The sequence below is a fragment of the Caballeronia sordidicola genome (genome assembly GCF_000729995.1).
GTDB classification, from domain to species: Bacteria; Pseudomonadota; Gammaproteobacteria; order Burkholderiales; family Burkholderiaceae; genus Caballeronia; species Caballeronia sordidicola_A.
In genome coordinates, this window is the sequence record NZ_JNFG01000020.1 from 104,867 (window position 1) to 123,448 (window position 18,582).

The 18,582-nt window shown below is 57.6% G+C and carries 12 protein-coding genes; 5 read left to right on the forward strand and 7 right to left on the reverse strand.

The features are described 5' to 3' along the window. Window positions 1–11: 11 nt before the first annotated feature. The 7 genes from tssA to FH08_RS0119785 form a co-directional block, all read right to left on the reverse strand. Complete coding sequence (gene tssA, locus FH08_RS0119755; protein ID WP_031359997.1) at window positions 12–1,619, reverse strand: type VI secretion system protein TssA; 1,608 nt, start codon at window positions 1,617–1,619, stop codon at window positions 12–14. Window positions 1,620–1,680: 61 nt separating this feature from the next. After that, the gene (locus FH08_RS0119760; protein ID WP_031359998.1) at window positions 1,681–5,367 is read right to left on the reverse strand and encodes an ImcF-related family protein; all 3,687 of its coding nucleotides are present in this window, start codon (window positions 5,365–5,367) and stop codon (window positions 1,681–1,683) included. A gap of 82 nt (window positions 5,368–5,449) precedes the next feature. Further along, window positions 5,450–5,740 carry a PAAR domain-containing protein gene (locus tag FH08_RS0119765; RefSeq protein ID WP_031359999.1) on the reverse strand — a complete coding sequence of 97 codons (291 nt, stop codon included), beginning with the start codon at window positions 5,738–5,740 and terminating at the stop codon, window positions 5,450–5,452. Window positions 5,741–5,831: 91 nt separating this feature from the next. Continuing rightward, window positions 5,832–7,097 carry a hypothetical protein gene (locus FH08_RS0119770; protein WP_031360000.1) on the reverse strand — a complete coding sequence of 422 codons (1,266 nt, stop codon included), beginning with the start codon at window positions 7,095–7,097 and terminating at the stop codon, window positions 5,832–5,834. A gap of 10 nt (window positions 7,098–7,107) precedes the next feature. Next, window positions 7,108–8,088, reverse strand: coding sequence for a T6SS immunity protein Tli4 family protein (locus FH08_RS0119775; protein WP_031360001.1), 981 nt, complete (start codon window positions 8,086–8,088; stop codon window positions 7,108–7,110). A gap of 98 nt (window positions 8,089–8,186) precedes the next feature. Next, the gene (locus FH08_RS0119780) at window positions 8,187–9,560 is read right to left on the reverse strand and encodes an esterase/lipase family protein (protein ID WP_051888379.1); all 1,374 of its coding nucleotides are present in this window, start codon (window positions 9,558–9,560) and stop codon (window positions 8,187–8,189) included. Between the two features lie 257 nt (window positions 9,561–9,817). After that, complete coding sequence (locus tag FH08_RS0119785) at window positions 9,818–12,286, reverse strand: DUF2345 domain-containing protein (protein ID WP_031360003.1); 2,469 nt, start codon at window positions 12,284–12,286, stop codon at window positions 9,818–9,820. Window positions 12,287–12,578: 292 nt separating this feature from the next. Here FH08_RS0119785 and tssB point away from each other — a divergent pair, with 292 nt between their 5' ends. The 5 genes from tssB to FH08_RS0119810 all read left to right on the forward strand — a co-directional run bounded on the left by tssB (window position 12,579) and on the right by FH08_RS0119810 (window position 18,571). Beyond that, window positions 12,579–13,097, forward strand: a complete 519-nt coding sequence (tssB, locus tag FH08_RS0119790) for a type VI secretion system contractile sheath small subunit (protein ID WP_031360004.1) — start codon at window positions 12,579–12,581, stop codon at window positions 13,095–13,097. Window positions 13,098–13,121: 24 nt separating this feature from the next. Further along, a complete protein-coding gene (tssC, locus tag FH08_RS0119795; protein WP_031360005.1) occupies window positions 13,122–14,687 on the forward strand; it encodes a type VI secretion system contractile sheath large subunit in 1,566 nt (521 codons plus the stop codon). Window positions 14,688–14,793: 106 nt separating this feature from the next. Next, window positions 14,794–16,140 (forward strand): type VI secretion system baseplate subunit TssK, encoded by a 1,347-nt coding sequence (gene tssK / locus FH08_RS0119800; protein WP_075583352.1) that lies wholly within the window; start codon window positions 14,794–14,796, stop codon window positions 16,138–16,140. Continuing rightward, the gene (locus tag FH08_RS0119805) at window positions 16,137–16,808 is read left to right on the forward strand and encodes a DotU family type IV/VI secretion system protein (protein WP_031360007.1); all 672 of its coding nucleotides are present in this window, start codon (window positions 16,137–16,139) and stop codon (window positions 16,806–16,808) included. Before tssK ends, FH08_RS0119805 begins: the two co-directional genes overlap by 4 nt. Then, window positions 16,772–18,571: an OmpA family protein gene (locus FH08_RS0119810; protein ID WP_081889517.1), complete on the forward strand. Its 1,800-nt coding sequence runs from the start codon at window positions 16,772–16,774 to the stop codon at window positions 18,569–18,571. Before FH08_RS0119805 ends, FH08_RS0119810 begins: the two co-directional genes overlap by 37 nt. Window positions 18,572–18,582 lie beyond the last annotated feature (11 nt).

Sequence of the window (18,582 nt, forward strand, 5' to 3'; positions counted from 1 at the left end):
GCTTTGATGGTCTAGTCGAGCGCAACGGCGCGGGCGGCATCGATGGCTGTCAGCTCGCCCGTCAGCATCTCTATGCGTTGGGCGAGCGCGGGCTTGTCAGCGTCCTTGCGCGTCATACGGACTTTGAGCAAGCGCATCAGGTGCTGCTTGGCTTCGAACGCGAGCGATGGCTCCCAACGCGTCAACTCGAAGCGGCGCGCGGTCGTATCAACGCTCGACAAAAGGTGCAACGCAGTGTCCGGACGGTCAGCGCGTTCGGCGACGCGCGCCATGACCATCTGCCTGACGAAGCGGTCCCTATCGCCGTCTTGCGCGGGCAAACGTTGCAGCCATGAGAATGCGGAATCCAGTCCTTCATGAGTGGCGAGATCGTTGGCTTTCGCTTCGGTTTCAGCCCAGTCTGTATGTGCCGATTGCGCGGCGACGGGGATCAGGGTCTCGCCGCGATCGATGTCTCTGACAGTCGCGTAGCGCGCAATCCATTCGAGCGTGGAATCGTCCGCGAAAGGCGAGCCATCGGAGAAAGACAGCAAGTGGAAACCGGGCAGGCGTTCAAGCATTAACGCGCAGTCTGTTGCCGCCAGATCTCGCACGGGCGCGTATTCGCCGCCAGCCTGCTCCTGGGCGACGAATGCGTAATATTGCAGGTCGAGCCAGAAGTGGTTTGCGCCTTCGGCGAACGCGAGTTCGACGCGATCGAGAAGCTCAAGCCATTGCTTTTGCATCAGCAAACGTTTGAGCTGAGCCCGAAGTTCGGCGCGCGGAGGCACGAGTCGCGTCTTGCTGGTGGGGTCGCAGGGTGGCACCTCGGTGAGCGTGTCCCAACGGATGCAGCGCATCAGGCGATACGCAGCGAGATACCCTTGCGGCTGTTCGCGTAGGAACGCCGCCATTTGACGGGCGCGGTCGAGCAGGTCGCGAGTTGAGGAGACATCGGCTGCGGACGTTAATGAGGTTCCTGTGCTCGCATTGGGCGCCGTGGTCTTGGCGGGGGTGTCGGCGGCTGTCGGCGACTCGACGCGGCCCTCGAACCGGCGGTACAAACCGCTGAGTTGTGGCCTCGCGTTGTCCGGCCATTCTGCTGTGCGTTCGGTGATGAGCGCGAGTGCTGAAAGCGAGCGTTCGAGCAGATCTCCCGTCAGTCCTTGTACGCGGTCAAGCCGCTCTGCAAAGGTTGTGCCTGCGAGCCATTCGAGCGCCGTCCTACGAGATTCGGCACGTGCGGGGAGTAACTCAGTACCGAAGCGATCGATCAACGCCGATAGCAGTTCGAAGCCTGCAGCGACACCTTCGGCACCATCGCGACGCATGCGACCATAGACGTAATAGACGGCTATTCGCGCGTCTTTGGCCGTGTGCTTGAGCAGATGTTCGGCGGTCTCGATGATCAGCGTGTCATTGACGTCCGACAGTTTCGCCACTTGCTCCTTGATCGCGAGGAAGCCGTCGTCGTATCCCGGGTCTTCGCCGACGTGCGCTGCTTCGGTCGCGATATCACCAGGATGCAGTTCGATGATCGGCTGCAGCCACGCGTCCCATTGCGATTGGGACGAACGCGCGAGATCGGACGGGGTTCGTGTGCCGAACAGCGCGTTTAGGAGCTTCGAGAAGGTAATCATGCGGTGCGTGCTCCTTGCGGTAGGGCAGCCGGGATAGCGGCCTGTTGCGATGCGAGGGAATTCATAATGCAACGTCAGGCAGCGGCGTCACGGCGTGTTTCGCAGCGTCACGCGCGGCTTTAGGCAACGGCGGTGGGCTGGCGGACGTACTGATGTTCGCCACGCGTGCCGGCTTGTCGATGAACATGCGGTTCGGCAAGACAAATCCCTTCAATGCCAGCAGTTCAAGTGGTCCTTTACCAACGTCCGTGCGCATCAGATAGCTCAACGGGTACGTCAGGTTTGTGGGTGGCGCGGTGAGCGGTTCTTGCGTGACGAGGCTATCGAGTGCCAGATGCTCGGTCGATGCGCTTTGCTCCTGCACGGAACCGTTCCAATCGTCGCCGGCTCGATGCGACGGATTTTGCGCAGTCGGTGAAGTCGATGAAGCCGCGCTCGGTGATGCGGCTGCGGCCATGCGCATCATTCGTGTGTCAGGCGCGGCTTGCCACGTAAGCTGGAATGTCGCGCTATCCACGGGCTCGACCTTTGCGCGTTCGAGCATCCGCACGAGTGCCCATCGGCCGCCGAACTCGAAGTTCTTGTTCGTGCCAGCCTGCTCGGTCTGCCATTGCAGGCGCGTGCCCTTCGTCTCAGGATCATTCGATGGCCAGACCAGACCCTGCCAGGTTTCGCGCTGGTTGTAGTAGTGCAGCTTCTGCGCATCAATGGTCAAAACCGTGTCCGTGATTCCCGGTGTCGGAATCGGTTTGAAGTCGAAGCGATACTGAGGCTCGCCTTGCGCGAGCAAATGCCCCGCGACCCGCTGCAACATGTTCACGGCTTTGATAAACGCCGGATCGAACTGCAATGCGCCGCCGCGTGTGTTGGTTTCCACCCACTGGTCACCTTGAAGCTCCAGCACGCCCGCGAGTTGAAGACTGAGGAACGTCGATATCAACCCGCCTTGCGGCCGGATAAAGCGCGCGAGTTCGGGAATGGATGCGTCGTTGTCGGTGTTATTGAACGGATAGCGGCCGGTAAATGACTTGTTCCAGTTTGCGACGATAGTCTGCCGCCATGCATCGTTCAGGCTCGCTTGCGCCGGTTGCAGCACGATCTGCGTGGCCTGCGCGACGGGGCGAACGAAGAGTGCATCGCCCATGCCGGACCACTGCGCGCCGAGGCTCGCGGCGATGAGTTGCGCGTAAGCTTGGGTATCGGCGAGTTCGGAGCCCTTGCCTTGGAACAGCGCTTGCGCGAGTTGGCGCGCCTGGGCGTCGCCATCGGTGCCGTTACTCAGTTGCTGTAGCTTCAGCCGCAATGCCGTGACGCGTTCGAGATAGCGTTGCAGGCTGACATCGCTGGCGGGTGCACCGGTCTTGGCGGTGGAATCACCGTCACGCCCTATGAGCCGCAGCACCGGTCCGAAAGACGCCGACAGCGGCCCCGATGCATTCGCCGTCGCGACCGCTGCCTCGGCATCTTTCTTACCGAACATGTTTTGCGCCTTGGCAACTAGTGTGTCCGATAGCGACGCTTGACGGGTACCGGCCGTGCCTTGGTAGTCGAGCGACTTCATTAACGCGATGACCGGCGATTGACGCGCATCGGTGAGGAGTTTCATCTGTTCGATGGCAGCGGGAACGTTCGGTGCCGGCTGCCACTGCAGCGCGTTCATGAAGCCCTGCCAGTGCTCGGCATAGTCGTTGAAGTACTGCGTGGTGAGAGCGAGTTCGAGCGCATCGGTTGATGAGACTTGTGCAGCGTCGACCGGGTTCGCAGAAGGCTCATTGTTGACGAGCACCCAATCGCGGGTCACGTCGCGGCTCTTGGCGGCTTGGGCGATTGCCGCCGCGACATGACCTTCGTACGCTTGCCGTGTGTAGACGCCCGGCACGGTGACGCTCGTTCGGATGAGTCCGCGTGTGTCGGTGCCTGCTGTAAGCGATGCCAGCGTCTGGTCCGGGTATTTGTTGCCCATACCCGCCAGCACGCTTTGATAAACGGTGTCTTCAGAATTGCGCACGCCGATCACCGACAGCAACGTTTGACGCGACGCGTTCACCAGATCCGCGCGCGGCTGGATGCGCCAGGCGTCGTGGGCTTTGAGATGTTGTGCGTAGAACCCCGCCAATCGCTCGGAGATATCGAGCTTCGCGCCGACGGAAACGTTTGCGTTCGTGGACCAAAAACGCACCAGTTGCGGTGTAATGAAACTCGCATCGACGCGGCTCGGATCGGCGAGCATCAGATAGGTCTTGAGCGCCTTGTGGCCGTCCAAAGCGGCAGCGTTGGCGTGGTCGTCGAGTGAATCGGTTTGCATCTGGCTCAGATCAACCAACGTCGCTTCGAGGTTTTGCTGGATCGGGGTCACCAAGACCGCTTTGCTCGCGGCAGCATATGGTGGCCACAGCGCGGCAAGGACCGACGTGTCCTGATTCAAGCCGAAGCGAGTCCATAACGGCGGCTGGTGGGCGACCCGATCTTCGTAGCGGCCTATCTGCTGTTGTAGCGCGAGCAAGGCTTGCAGACGGGCAGCGGGATCGGGCGCGGTCTTGAGCGTTTGAATAGTCTGCTGTGCTTCGGACAAGCTGCGTCCGTTGCTCATACCTGAGATCAGCATGCCAGCGGTCCATATGCCGATCACGGTCAAGGCGATGGTCGAGAACACTGTTGCCGGATGCCAGCCCATGCGTCGACCGCGTTGCTTGCGTGCGATCGCGGCAAGGTGGCGCCATAGCGGCAGATCGGCACTGGTGAGCTCGTTTGAATCGGCGGCTGTGCGTGTATTAACGGCAACCGGAAACGGCGCGAAGAACGCACCGCTTACAGATCGATGCCGTTCCTTGCGATTTGCCAACGATGCGATCAATGCGGCCAGCGGCGCGCTACGGGTATCGAGTCGCTCCGACAACTGCGCGGAGTATCGGTCTTTGTAGCTTCGGATCAACTGCCCGACGCTCATATGCCCGATACGGCTGCGCAACTGAAGCAAGCTCGATTCGATCGAACGCTCGTTGGCGCCGGGTGCGAACTCACACCCGAGCGCCGCCGTACGACCGTTGTTGAAGGCGTCGGTTTGCGCGACATCGAGCACATACACTGGCGCGGACCAGCGCAGCGCGTTGGCGATGCGCGCGAGCATCACGCCATATACGTTAGTGGTGGCGCGTTGCAACGAAAGATCCATGTTGCCGTCGAGCGTCAGGATCACGGCGTCAAGTGGGCGATTGCGGCGAAGTGCGTAGAGCTGCTGAAGCCAAGCTCCATCGGGTCGGCCGTCCCTGTCTGTCTTGCTCCACAACAGCACAGCATCTTGCGTGGCGAGCCAGCCTTGGAAGACGAGATCCGGCAGCGATTTTTCGATCGTCGCGTCGTCGCCGGTCAACAGAAGCCACGATTGACGATATCGCCAGCGCATGCCGTTCTCGACGCGCAAATGTTCACGAAGCAGACTTAACCCGTTCGACGAGGGCGCTTGGGTGTTCTTCGATTTAGCCAACGCACCTTGTGTGGTTGCGTCTGTCTGAGGCGCACGAATATGCAGCCACCTTGCCAGGCTTCGCGCTGCACTGCCTAACCTCGCTCGATTATCGAAAGTCAAGGAAAAGGCAAGTACCAAAGAGCACATTGCTACAGCCGGTATCCAGATACTTCGGGCGTCCGCTGTGGCGATGCCAAGCTCCTTACCCCACACGAGGATGACGAGGCAGACAATCAGAGCGAGCGCCGTGATTCCGAGTATGTCTAGGGAGAGCTTTTTCATGTGCGGTGGTTTCTTTTCAGCGAAGTCCGGCTGGACCGCCTGCGCTCGGGCGGTACGAAAACCGATTGGCGTTGAGCTGCTGTTACACGTCCATGTATGACGTGTACTGAGACGGAAGGAAGTGCGAACTTGGCTGACAAAGGCACAGACAGATGTCGTCGCTTAGCGCGGCCTCGCGTCCGTCTGGAGAAGTCATCGAATGGCGGGGTCCGACGCACACGATCCGTCCAATGGTCTTGCATACCGGACAGACCACCGGATCGCCTTCGTATGCCTGCTCGCGATTGCCCAGCATGTCGGTTGAATCTCCGCTCACTATCACTGCACCGTTGAGCGTTTTATCGCCCTTCATCAGGTCATAGCGCGTTGTCATATCGTTTGCTCGTTGTGAGATGACTGTGAACGCTCATCGAAGAGCGCCTGTTAGCACTTAAATAGCTAAGCGTTTCCCGCGCTCCGCATGCCTAAGCGGAAACGTCGTTCGCGACGGGGCGAACCAGCACCGCGCAGTCGAACGTTGATTTCGAACCTGCGAATACCATTTGCTTCGAGGTATCGTCGGACAACGATTTGGCAGCACACGCGATCGCCAGCCAAGGCGCGGCAACACGGGTATTGCCGATCGATAGATCCATCTTGATCACATCCTCGGTGAGCCCAAGCAGTGCGGCTTGCGGATAGACCCGCCCCCACTGGGCCGCTTCGAGACCAGTCTGCCAACCGCCCTCAATGTCAGCCGCGCTAGAGTCGGCCCATTTCAGCGCAGGTTGCAGCGCGTCGTTTGCTTGTTCATACCCCGCTCTGACGGGTCGATGGAGAGCTACCGCCGCTTTCATTTTGTGTCGCGTCGCTACGCCGTGAGGCAAAAGAAGCAATGCGACACCAGCTTCCGCAGCGCCCGATGGTGGCGAGGCACTTTGCAACACATTTAGTTGAACGGCAAGGACGAGCCGAGCTTTGCTATCGGGGGTCTCAATGGCCTCATCCAGCCAGCGATCGAGCGCCATAAGGCCATGATCTTCGTCACTGGCCGCGATGTCGATGTTCCTCAAGCCACGCTCCCACCAGGCGTCATTCCAAAGCCGATCTCGCTCTTCAATCGGCAAGAGACTCGACATGAAGAAATGAACGTTGACTGAAACCCTTGGTGGCAATGCTTTGATAGCCTCGATAAGCTCATCAATCAATTCTGCGAATAGCCATTTGGTGACGTTTTTGTGCCGTGACATGTCGGCGGCTAGGGAGCCGGCCGCGAGACTGACGCAAGGCAGTTCGATCCACCGAGCGATCACTGGCGGGGCGTCGCTTGCAATCGCGGCCTGCGAAATAAGCTTGATGGACCTATCGTGGACACCTATCAGCGCGTTCTCGTCCCGATCGAATGAAAATCGGTGAGCAGCGAAAACCACAGTGAACGGCTTGCTTGCGGCGTCGAAAACGCTCCGGTTGTAAGCTCTGACGACTTCGTTCTTGGCGCGTACATCTAGCTTGCTCACCTCAAACGCACTGAACCGACGCGCCACGACGAAGCTCGCAAATGCGGCTGGAAGAACGGTAAGTGACATCCCAAAAAACCAGCCGTTCGTCGGCATGCTCTTCGGCCAAAGTAGCACCGTTGCCGCGGCTCCTGCGGTAAGCAGAAGTGCGAAGACGACGCTCCAAAGGAGCTTCGATGGCAGATTCACCGGTTCAGGTTCTTCACCCGGCAGTTGGAGAGGGTCGACAGCCATAGCCGCGTCCCTAAAAGCCATTCGGCCTGGGTCGCAGCGTGCGCGAAACCGCATCCCATAGGGCGATTGACTTGTCTTCGGTGAGCGAGGCTTTTTCTAGCTTCTGTTTTGGCAGGCCATCCGGAGCAGGCCATCCGTTATGCATCTCCACCCCGACAAGCGGGGTTTGAGCGCTACTAGTGGTCGAGTTTGCTTCCAACATGAAAAAGGTGCCTTGCACTGAAAGCGGGCTGAGCCCGGCCATCAGCCATTCCTCTGCTTGGATTTCTGGTAACGACAATGGTCCGCTTCGTATCGTACGGCCGCCTTCAGCATTTTTAAGCATGCCTGCTATCTGATCGCCCCGTTGTAGAAGCGTCGTTGTTTCTCTTATCCCCGAGTTCGTTTCTACGCCAAAACTGACGTCAGTTGCAGCCTTAAGGATGAATTGTGAAGACACGTTTTCGTCGATTTGCGCTTTACCCGCGAGGAACCCTCCGAGAAAACACATGCCAGGCTCAGTCGGAATGACATTATCGTCTCGGCCCCGGATACGCCCTAATAAATCGAACACTACCCGGGACTTCTGCGGAACGTCGTTTTTAACGTCAAGGTTCATCACAGATGGCGTGTTCTTGTAGATCGATTCGGTAAAGTCAGACCCGGTAATGCTCAATTTCAGGCGATAGCCGTCGGCCCATTTGTATGCGTCAATGGTTCGGCTGCTATCGCTTGACTCGTTAGGGGTTTTTAGGTGAATGAAATATCGAGTATTAGTGGTGGGGCCGACCCCGTGCTCGTATAAATACTTGTAGCCGAAGACGCTCTTTGTGTTCGTCAGTTTCGCTTCTGTCGCCTGCATATCGCGAACGAAATCTTCACGGCTCATTTGTTTCGCGTCGAGAGACACTCCCTGCACTTTCGCGCGACCGAACGTTAATGCATCTCTCGGCGCGTTGACGACAAAACGACCGATGCAGCGCGCAGCCAAATCTATTTTTTCTACGTTCATAAGACTACTCTTTGGGTATGTAATCGATATTGAGCTTCCGCACGCACCAAGGCAGATAGCTAGAGTCGTGACAAAAAGGCCGGACGATATCGAGATTCTTAGCATCCGTGTTCCGACGAATGGACGCTGTCAGCAATCTTTGTGATCGCCCATAGCGCAAACGACTGCTGAATGGGCTTTTTGTAAGCCCCTTCATGATCTACGCCGGAATAACCAAGGCATACTGCGGCTTTTGGTGTTGGGGCTTTCCCGGAGCGTATTGGCACAGTTCCATCCCCGTTTTCACCGGCGGCCTGCATCTTGAACATAGCTTTTATCAGTTTTCCGCCGGCGACTTGACTCAGTGTCTGATAACCATAACCTCGGTCTTTCAAGACCTCACCACTCGCGGGATCGTCAATTGCACTAGACGACCCGAACATTCTGGTCAGAATGGGTATATCGCGTTCCCATACGACATCGCCCCAGGTCGCGTGATCGACATCGTCGCCATAAAACGCATAAGTGTTTCTGTGGTATAGCCCCGTCCCGTCTTCGCCCGCGAGCCGTTTGTGGAATGTCATCACGCTCTCAGTTATCAATCTGGCGAACGCTGACCAGTCAGAATCTAAGTTCTTTTTCTCCACGTCGAGGGGGTTAATGAGATTCTCGTCGCACAAACTCCACCATCGTCCCCTTGCCGCATAAATCTCGACGTATGGGTCGGCTTTCGGTAAAGTGAATACGTTTTCCCCGTCTCTGATCTTCAGCCAATCCATTCCATACTCTGGAGTCGGCAACAGCTGGAGAGGTCCGGGCGATTGTGCAAAAACAGCGGTCATTTGTGCAGCGTTCAAACCGAGCGCGATGCCTGCGGGGAGCTCGGTTCCCGCCTTCACACGTTTATAGGCCGTTGCTGAACCGGTGGCTGGCATAACACCGTGCACAACCCCTGCAACTTGCGCGTTACCCCCGAGGCACTCAGAGTAGAAGCGAGAAACTAGCCCACCCATTGAGTGAGTTAACAAGATTACGGAGTCGCACTTGAACCCTTTAGATACGTAATAGCTTTTAAATTCTTCGATCTTTTGCTGCAGGCGTTGCGCGGAATCTGTATTCGATCCGAGCCAGTTGTAACCCACAGCGTGCAGTGGTAACTGGTATCGGTACGAGGACGCGACCTCTGTTAAGGTCAACGGCGGAACTCCCAACGGCTCGACGGCCGTCTCTTTCATTAATTCTGCTCTGTGGCCCGATTCCCATGCGCCTACGTCATTAAGAGCGGTTTGCAACGCTTTGAAGAAGGGCCCATAGCTCATAAATGCTACCTCGCCCCATCCTCGCCTCTTTAGCTCGTCATCGTTCAAATTCATACCGCTTGGAAGCTTCCCATCGGTGTAAACATCCGTGGCTTGGGGATCAAGTAACGATTTCCGTCGTTCGGAACCTCTCCCAGCCCAATCCCAAACAACCTTCAACTGGCTATCGACCATCCAGACAGGAGTCGGAGGTTCCGAGTTTGACCTCAAGTTTGTTCCCATGACTCCCGGGACGAAAATCACAGGGATGTAGTGATCGGAAACCATGTGACAAACAGCAATGCTGCAGTCGCTCGGAGACGTCACGGACGAGTAATGAACCGACCCATCGTCGTCGATTTTCGCTTGTAGGGTTCGTTCTTTTGTGTACATTGGCTTTGTATAGGCTTTAGATGACGTCGGATAGCTTGAGCGACGACTTACTGCAGTTCTTACTTCGGGTCTATGCGCAGTCGAACGCCTTCCACGAACACGCTTTTTTGCAAGCCCGTCATTCCCGCACTGTCAGTCACACCCTTAATCACGCTACCGTCTTCTCGAATAACCGAAAACGCGCGGTTAGCGACAGGCTCGTTGTCGACAGGCCATTTCAAGACAAACTGCTCGTCGAACTTCGCGTGCTTCCACGCGTTCATTGATTCGCCAAGCGAAGATGGCCCCTGCCGGCTAAACGAAGCAGACTTGACGGTTCGATCGCCGCGAGTGCCATCTTCGATGCCAGTGGATGACATGCGGAAGTAGGATCCGCCACACTTAAGCAGCAGTTCTTCTTTCGCCTCGATTGTCACCCGCCCGTTGACGCTGGTGATGGTCATATTTTGGTCAGCCAGCAATCGCATCTCATCGCTCTGCGCCTGTATCTCAACTTTTCCCTTTGCCGCGAATAGCTTCATGCCACGCCGTTGCGCATAGAGCGACACAGCTTCGCCGGCAGCCACCGTGAAGCGTTTTATTACTCCGATGTCTGCGTTCCCTCCGGCCGTAGCAATCAGGTTATCGGTTGCGCTGAGTTGCAGATGCTCGCCCGAGGCCAGTGCGATGCCAGCCGGCGCACTCACGAGAATCCCAGCCTTTTTGAGCTCTTTTAGCGTACCGTCGAGAAGCGTCTTCTGTTTCTCATAGTCGGCGGCAATGGCCTGTGCCGCATTGGCCGCTTCAGCGAGCGCTTGCATTTGCTGGAGTGCCTGGTCAAGCAGTACTTGCGCAGCGGTCATTTCGAGCTGTTTACCGCTCGCGGCAGGCTGATCGTCGGCGGATATAAACATGCCTTTACCAGCCCGAATCGCCCCATAGCCCGACGTACGCAGTTCATATCCGAAACCACGCTCTTTTCGGTTGTTATCGACCAGGTGTCCAAGACTTAACTGACTCTTGCCAGAATGCTCGGTCGACAGCTTTACGTGCTCTTGGCCCTTCCAGTCCTCCATGCGCAGCTTGTTATTGCTCTGCGTGCGAATGGCGTGGCGCGACATCCACCGATCCTGGTTGGTAATTAGGTCGGTCTGCAGACTCGTGTGATGGAACTGCGAAATGAAGAGTTTGTTTGGATCCCCATCGCGGGCCATGATGACCGCTTCGGTACCGTCAAGCACGGGAAAGTGAAAGCCCGTCTGCAGCGCACCCGCAAAGGGCTTCGCAAGCCGCAACGGCACGCTTTCCCCGCCCGGATTCCACTCATCGAAATCGAGGTCGAGCCGAACTACGTAGTGACCGTATTTCGTGACGTAAGGATACGGGTATTTGTTCGGCGAGGTCACGCGCGCACTGAGCGCACCGCTGATCTTCGGCCACCTACGCTCGTCGATCTTAAGCCGGAATCTCCGGTCAGACGGAATCGCCTTATAAGAATTGGTGTAAGCCATGCCCCGGCCGCCGGAGTGCGTCACCTCAATAATCACCTGGCCGCTGGGCGCATCGGGCAGCGCTTCATCGACGCGCAGAATGCGACCCGGCCGCAGTTCGAGCACATTACTTTGACCGTGATATACCACCTGCCACGCGATCGCAGCCTCGTGCCGTAGCTGTGCTTCCCACTGCGCGCCGTCCTGATTCAGATGATTCGTGCCGTAGACATAGCGCGTGCCGTAAGTCGTCGTATCGTTGATCGCGGCGTTCGCTTCGTCCTTGAAGCGCTCCCATGCGATCAACGGGTTATAGTCCGCGACCACAACAGATTGCGGCACCACTTCCGCGTGCGTCTCAAGCGCGAACACCGCTTCAATCCCCGCCTCAAGCCCGGCGTTCTCGCGATACGGCACCTTCAATTCGGGCGTATAAATGTAGTGGTCGATATCGTCACCGAACACGATTAGGTCACCGTGCTTCCCCTGCTCGGTGTAGAAGTAAATCCCTTCCTGTTCGCACAGGAGGTGAATATAGTCAAAGTCCGACATCTGGTACTGCAGCCGGAAGTCATGGACAGGATATTCACGGCGCAGCTTGAAGAGAAACTGATGATCCATGAATTTATTGCGCAGCAGAATCGATTCGATGATCTGCGGCGCGCTCTGGTGCTGAAACACGCGGCTTGCGTGCACGAGGCGCAAACGCGCGATCTGCGGCTCAATGACGAAGGTGTAGTGGAACGAGTCCTTGGTCTTCTTGATCCTTTTTAAACCCACGAGCAGGCCGCGGTATATGCGCGGCTCAGAGGTGTCTTCGGCGGTGATCGTGAAGTGAGCATCGCGTCCGAGGAAGTCAGCGCGAGAGAGCTGCTCGGGGTGAGTCACTTCGACCGTGACCCTGTAGGGGGTGCACATGCCCTCGCTCACGTGGTAGGACACCACGGATAGGTCTTTGGCGTTCGCCGCGCTCGGAACGTCAACGTGATACGCCTGCCGGCCGGTTACCAGCTTGGCGAGCGAGCGCCGCCCACCCGCTCCCTGATCAGTTTCTGCCATCTTTTAAGACCCTCGATATGTCCCGCAAAGTCACCATCTGAGCCATTTTGACCAGCGTTCACCCATGCAAAATGCGAAACGTTCGCCTCGATTGGTTCGCCGAACAGCCAAACTCGTGGATGTTCGTTGAACTTGCGTAAAGAGGGAAGTGCTTTTGGTCACAAATGGTCGCAAACCGAAAATCGGATTTTTCTGAGTACGGTTTCGATGGAGTTTCAGATGGATCACGTGTTACCGTTTTTCGCGAGATTGGTTGTACTGACCAAAAGAAGACCAAAAATGGAGAAGCAAAATGGCCGAAAGTTTTCAGAATGAAGTGCCTAAAGCACGCGTCAATATCAAGCTGGACCTTCATACGGGCGGGGCATCGAAGAAGGTCGAACTGCCTCTGAAGTTGCTGGTGATGGGCGACTACAGCAACGGCCAAAACAACTTGGCGCTCGGTGAGCGAACAAAGGTTTCAGTCAATAAGAATAACTTCAATTCGGTTTTAGCAGACCTGAACCCGAAAGCCAAAATCTCGGTTGCAAACACGCTGGCCGACGACGGCAGCGAGCTTCCCGTCAATCTGGACTTCAAGTCGATGGACGACTTTCGCCCCGAGCAGGTCGCCGCTCGCGTACCCGAACTTCGAACGTTGATGTCGGCGCGTAATCTCTTGCGTGACCTCAAATCGAATCTGCTGGATAACGCCACGTTTCGTCGCGAACTCGAAAAAATCTTGTTAGACCCGTCTATGTCCGCCAGCTTGCGCACCCAGCTTCAAGGCATCGCCGAATCCGCACCGTCGGCAGACGCGTCAGTCCAATAACCTGCTTTATCGAGAAGACACACCATGGCTAAAAATGAATCCCGCATCCACGAGGGTGCGGTGGAAACGCTCGTCCTCGACAAACCCGCTGCCCCGGCTGCTATCGTCGAAGAAAACGTTTACACGAGCCTCTTTAACAAGATCAATTTGAATACAGTTGCATCCGCGCGCTCGGTTGCGTCCTTTCACAATCCGGATTCGCTTTCGGAGTCGTCCGCTGATGAACGCGTGACGCAAGCGCTGCGCGTGTTCCTCGACATGATCGCCGAATCAGCCCAGCACGTTGACCGTCTGGACAAGAGCCTGATCGACCATCACATGGCGAGCATCGATCGCAAGATCAGCAAGCAACTCGACGCGATCATGCACAACGAGACATTCCAGCAGATCGAATCTGCCTGGCGTGGTCTCAAGTTCCTCGTGGACGGCACGGACTTCCGCAAGAACGTGAAGATCGAAGTGCTGGATGTATCGAAGGATGCGCTGCGTCAAGACTTCGAAGACACGCCCGAGATCATCCAAAGCGGCTTATATCTCCACACGTACATCCAGGAATACGACACGCCGGGCGGCGAGCCGATTGGCTCCGTGATCTCGAACTACGAGTTCGACCGCAGTCCGCAAGACATCGCGTTGCTTCGTAATATTTCGAAGGTCTCCGCTGCTGCTCACATGCCGTTTATCGGCTCTGTTGCGCCGAAGTTCTTCGGCAAGGAGTCGATGGAAGAAGTGGCGAGCATTCGCGACATCGGCAACTACTTCGACCGTGCCGAATACCTCAAGTGGAAGAGCTTCCGTGAATCCGACGACGCACGCTATATCGGTCTGACGCTGCCGCGTTTCCTCGTGCGTTTGCCCTACGGTCCAGACACCGTCCCCGTGCGCGCATTCAACTACACGGAAGCGGTCAAGGGACCGGACCACAACCGCTATCTCTGGGCCAACGCATCGTTCGCATTCGCGGCGAACATGGTAGAGAGCTTCATCAAAAATGGCTGGTGCGTGCAGATTCGAGGTCCGCAGGCGGGCGGTTTAGTTGCCGATTTGCCGATTCACATGTATGACCTCGGAACGGGCAATCAGGCGAAGATCCCGACCGAAGTGTTGATCCCGGAAACCCGCGAATTCGAGTTCGCCAATCTCGGTTTTATTCCCCTGTCGTATTACAAGAATCACGATCACGCGTGCTTCTTTTCGGCGCACTCGGCACAGAAGCCGGCGATCTACGATACGAAGGATGCAACGGCTAACAGTCGCGTAAACGCGCGCCTGCCGTATATCTTCCTGCTCTCGCGCATCGCGCATTATTTGAAGCTGATCCAGCGCGAGAACATCGGCACGACCAAAGACCGGCGCGTGCTCGAGCTCGAACTGAATACCTGGATCAAGACGCTCGTCACCGAAATGACCGATCCGGGCGATTCGCTGCAAGCGTCGCATCCGCTGCGTGAAGCGAAGGTAACGGTCGAGGACATTGAAGACAACCCGGGTTTCTTCCGCGTGAAGCTCTTCATCGTGCCGCACTTCCAGATTGAAGGCATGGATCTGAATTTGTCGCTGGTCTCGCAGATGCCGAAGGCGAAAAGCTGAATCGTTGAGCATTAGCTCACGGCTTGGACAGCAACACCATCAATAAAGTAAGTCACGCTGCACGGTGCTTACCGTGCAGCGCCTCTCTGCGCGCACAAAAGAAAGAATGAAAATAACCAGACCGCTGTGGGCCAAGGGTGTGTTCATGACGCCCCAGCATTTCCAGCAACAGGCGATGTGGAATCAATTCGCCGATGAGCGCATTGCGAGAATGTTCAGCGCAGACCCGTGGGGCTTAAGTCGCGTCGTATTCGATCAGCAGGCGCTGGGCGTCAACCGGTTGCAAGTCAACGCGATTGATGTGCGTTTGCCGGACGGCACGTTTATCGATTCGGAGACGGCAGATCGCTTGCCGGTTCCGCGTCAGCTCAGCGATATATCGACGGCGGTCGATGGTGTCGTAGTGTCGATTGGATTACCGCTGATCGATGCGCAAGGCGGAAATTGCATCGAGGAAGGCGAGCGTCACGCGCGACCGCGCCGTTTCGTCCGCGAGTATCTGAACGTCGCCGATATCAACGGCGAAGGTCATGAAGAACTCAGCATCGAGCGGCACGCACTCGCATTGCTCTTTGACTTCGAAGCGCCGGATAGTTATGTCACGTGTCCAATTGGGCGTCTTCTGCGCAACACGCAAGGATTGTTTGAGTTCGATGCAGCGTTCGTGCCGCCGTGTTTGTTTCTGTCGGCGAACGATCGCTTGATGGAGCGCATGAAGCGTTTGTCTGAGATCCTCAGCGCGAAAAGTGCGAGTCTCGCTGTGCGCCGCCGCGAACGTTCGGATCAGATCGCCGACTACGCGGTGTCCGACGTGTCGCTCTTCTGGCTGCTACACAGCGTGAACAGTACCTGGCCTGACCTCGCGAGACTGTGCGCCGCGCCGCAACAACACCCGGAGCGGCTCTATGGTGTGCTGGCGCGGTTAGCGGGCTCCCTACTGACCTTCTCGACCACTGAGACGCTGCAAGCCATTCCAGCCTACGATCACCGTGCGCCCGAACCAATGTTCGCGGAACTGGAATCGCTCATCCGCGTGTTGCTCGATACCGTCATCCCGTCACGTGTCGTGCCAATTACGCTGGAACGGCCGAAACACACGATGTGGGCAGGCAAGATCAACGATGAACGTCTGACCGATGGCGCCGACTATTATCTGTCCGTGCAGTCGTCGCTGCCCGCGCACGCGTTGCTCGAGCAATTGCCGCGATTGTGCAAGGCCGGTGCGCCCGACGAGGTCGAGCAGATCGTGAACTCGGCCATGCCCGGTATTCCGTTGCGCGTGATGTCGCGCTTACCGGCTGCCATTCCTGTTCGCATCGAAAGCCAGTATTTTGCGCTCGACAGTGCTCATCCGGCGTTCAAACGGATGATCGCGGCCCGCGCCTGCCAGTTCTATGTGCCGTCGTCCATTCCCGATGCCGTCCTTGAACTCTACGCGGTGCTGCCGACATGAACGACACCACCGCTTCACCCGCGAAATACACCGCATTGCTACCCAACGCGTTTCGCGATACCGCGTTTTCCGTCGCAAGCCTTGCCGATAACGCGACATCGCCCAGCTTTGTCTCGTTTCGGGCGCAATGCGTCGCGCAAGTCGATGCACTCGGGCGCGAACTCAGGGCGGCAGGTCATCTTCCAGATGTAGTGCGAGATGCCACTTACGCTCAATGCGCGCTGCTGGATGAGACGGCGCTTGCGCAACTGAAAGGGCCCGAGCGTGACGCATGGGAGCGCGAGCCGCTTCAAGTCGAGGCGTTCAAAAGCAACGACGCAGGCTACGAACTCATCGACAGGATTCAACAGCGGCTCGCGGAACCGAGACCCAAGCTCGCGCTGCTGCACATGTTTAAATCCGTGCTGGGCCTTGGCTTCAAGGGCAAATTCGCACTGAGCGGCGCTGATGCACGTCTTGAACTGATGCGCGCGCTGGATCAACGCATAGGTGAATCGGCCGGTGTCGATACCTCCGGCACCGTGGTCCTCACGGAAAACTCAACGAGCCGTTGGAGCGCAAACCTGTCGCCGCTTGGCTGGGTGATCGGTGCCGTTGTCGTTGCTGGGCTCGTGTATCTGGCGCTTGGGCAATGGCTTACCGCGTCGATTGCGCGCATTCCGGTTTGACGGGACATAGCGTGATCCATTCGGTGATTCATTCGCCCACTGGTTACCCGTACCGATCGATCTGTGTGTGGATCGCGGCATTGGTCATTGTGTGGTTGGTGCTGTGTTCGCCCTGGTCGCTTGGCTGGAATGTATTCGTGAGCGTGTTGGTACTGCTTGGCGTCGCAGCCGCGATCGTGGTCGCGACCCGGCGCGGGATTGCACGCGTGGGTGCGACCCATCACGTCCTGCTCAAGATCGACGGTGCGCTCAGTGGGCTACCTGCAGATATCAAACGCAACACGCCGCTAGTGCTTGTGGTCGGAACCTCCAGCACGGTTGTCGCCAGCGCGTTCGGTAACCAAGCTATCCGTGTGACCGAGACGGCGATCTGGGTACGTGTGACCGATCCGAGCCGCCTCGCGCACTTCGCTGATTCGCTCAAACGTTGGCGCGGGGGTCAAGGACCCGATGCGGTTGCGTATCTGATCGATGCAGACGCTGCAAATGATCAAGCAACGTTGACGGGTAGCCTCCGGCGCTGGCGCTCGGCAATCGATGAAGCCGGTCGTGCGGTCGGTTATCCAATGCCGGTTTGCGTCGCGGTATATGCGAATGAACTGCATCCCACCGCCGACGATTGCCCGTGGTTCGGTACGTCAGGTACAAGCAGCGTTGAGACAATGGCGCTGCCGGAGCTGATCTCAGCGCGTCTTACACAATACGCCGGCATGGCCATTCCTGAGGTCCGCGAAGCCCGCGCGCGTCGTGCTGCCCGGCTGGATATCGCGACAAGTTGGGCCGTGGCGGCCGTATTGCCTGCGCTATCTGACAATCAACGATCAACGCGTGCTGTGCAAGTCCATTCGTTTGGTGTGATCGCAGTCGAGGGCCAACCGGCTTCAGACTCCCTCCTCGCGCGTTACGGCTTCGAGCGAACGGGGCTTGCATTGCCTACCAATAAGAGCGGGATCGCCGACTCTAACATTCGCTATCCGCTCCCCGACCCGCTCATCCGGGGCATTGCGTTGCAACAAGCGCATCGCGCGTTACCCCGTGCACTCGCCCACGGATTCATCGCGCTCGTTGCGCTGTTTTGCGCGGCTGCTGCTGCGTCCGCCTGGCAGAACCGCAATCTCGTCGAGCGTGTGAACAACGACATGTCCCGATATCGCGCGATTCCTGCTTCGATGGACGCCGCACGAGTCGATGCGCTAAACGCTGTCAAACGCGACCGCGACCAACTGAGCCGTTATGCAAGCGGTAGTGTGCCGCCAAGGCTCGGCCTGGGCTTCTACCGCGCCGCCCCTTTGTTACCTCTTGCCAATACGCTGATTGCCAGTTATCAACCGCCTGAACCACCGGCATCGATGATCGAGCTTAACAGCTTGTCGCTCTTCAATAGCGGCAGCGCCGTACTTAATCCCGGCTCGAACCGCGTGCTCGTCGGCGCACTCGAATTGATCAAGGAGCATGCATCGAAGCGCGTGTTGATTGCCGGTCATACGGACTCCATAGGTGACCCGCGAAGCAACCAGTCACTCTCCGAAGCACGAGCCGGATCGGTGCGTGACTGGCTCGCCGACGCTTCGGGCATTTCCCCAACACGCTTTGCCATTCAAGGCTACGGCGACACCCGCCCTAAAGCCAGCAACGAAACAGAGGCGGGGCGCGCTGCGAACCGTCGCGTCGAAATTACGCTCGTCCCGGACTGTCGTGACGATCGTAAGAACGGGACACCTCCCGAAGGCCATGAGGGCAATGTGGCCTGCTCATTTAATTAGAAGAGGATAGA

Bases quoted from the DNA above. Each gene is read 5' to 3' on its own strand.
- FH08_RS0119780 (WP_051888379.1), bottom strand. From the start codon at position 9,560: ATGGTCGATAGCCAGTTGAAGGTTGTTTGGGATTGGGCTGGGAGAGGT.
- tssC (WP_031360005.1), top strand. From the start codon at position 13,122: ATGGCTAAAAATGAATCCCGCATCCACGAGGGTGCGGTGGAAACGCTC.
- FH08_RS0119760 (WP_031359998.1), bottom strand. From the start codon at position 5,367: ATGAAAAAGCTCTCCCTAGACATACTCGGAATCACGGCGCTCGCTCTG.
- FH08_RS0119770 (WP_031360000.1), bottom strand. From the start codon at position 7,097: ATGGCTGTCGACCCTCTCCAACTGCCGGGTGAAGAACCTGAACCGGTG.
- FH08_RS0119785 (WP_031360003.1), bottom strand. From the start codon at position 12,286: ATGGCAGAAACTGATCAGGGAGCGGGTGGGCGGCGCTCGCTCGCCAAG.
- tssK (WP_075583352.1), top strand. From the start codon at position 14,794: ATGAAAATAACCAGACCGCTGTGGGCCAAGGGTGTGTTCATGACGCCC.
- tssA (WP_031359997.1), bottom strand. From the start codon at position 1,619: ATGATTACCTTCTCGAAGCTCCTAAACGCGCTGTTCGGCACACGAACC.
- FH08_RS0119805 (WP_031360007.1), top strand. From the start codon at position 16,137: ATGAACGACACCACCGCTTCACCCGCGAAATACACCGCATTGCTACCC.
- FH08_RS0119810 (WP_081889517.1), top strand. From the start codon at position 16,772: ATGGCTTACCGCGTCGATTGCGCGCATTCCGGTTTGACGGGACATAGC.
- FH08_RS0119775 (WP_031360001.1), bottom strand. From the start codon at position 8,088: ATGAACGTAGAAAAAATAGATTTGGCTGCGCGCTGCATCGGTCGTTTT.
- tssB (WP_031360004.1), top strand. From the start codon at position 12,579: ATGGCCGAAAGTTTTCAGAATGAAGTGCCTAAAGCACGCGTCAATATC.
- FH08_RS0119765 (WP_031359999.1), bottom strand. From the start codon at position 5,740: ATGACAACGCGCTATGACCTGATGAAGGGCGATAAAACGCTCAACGGT.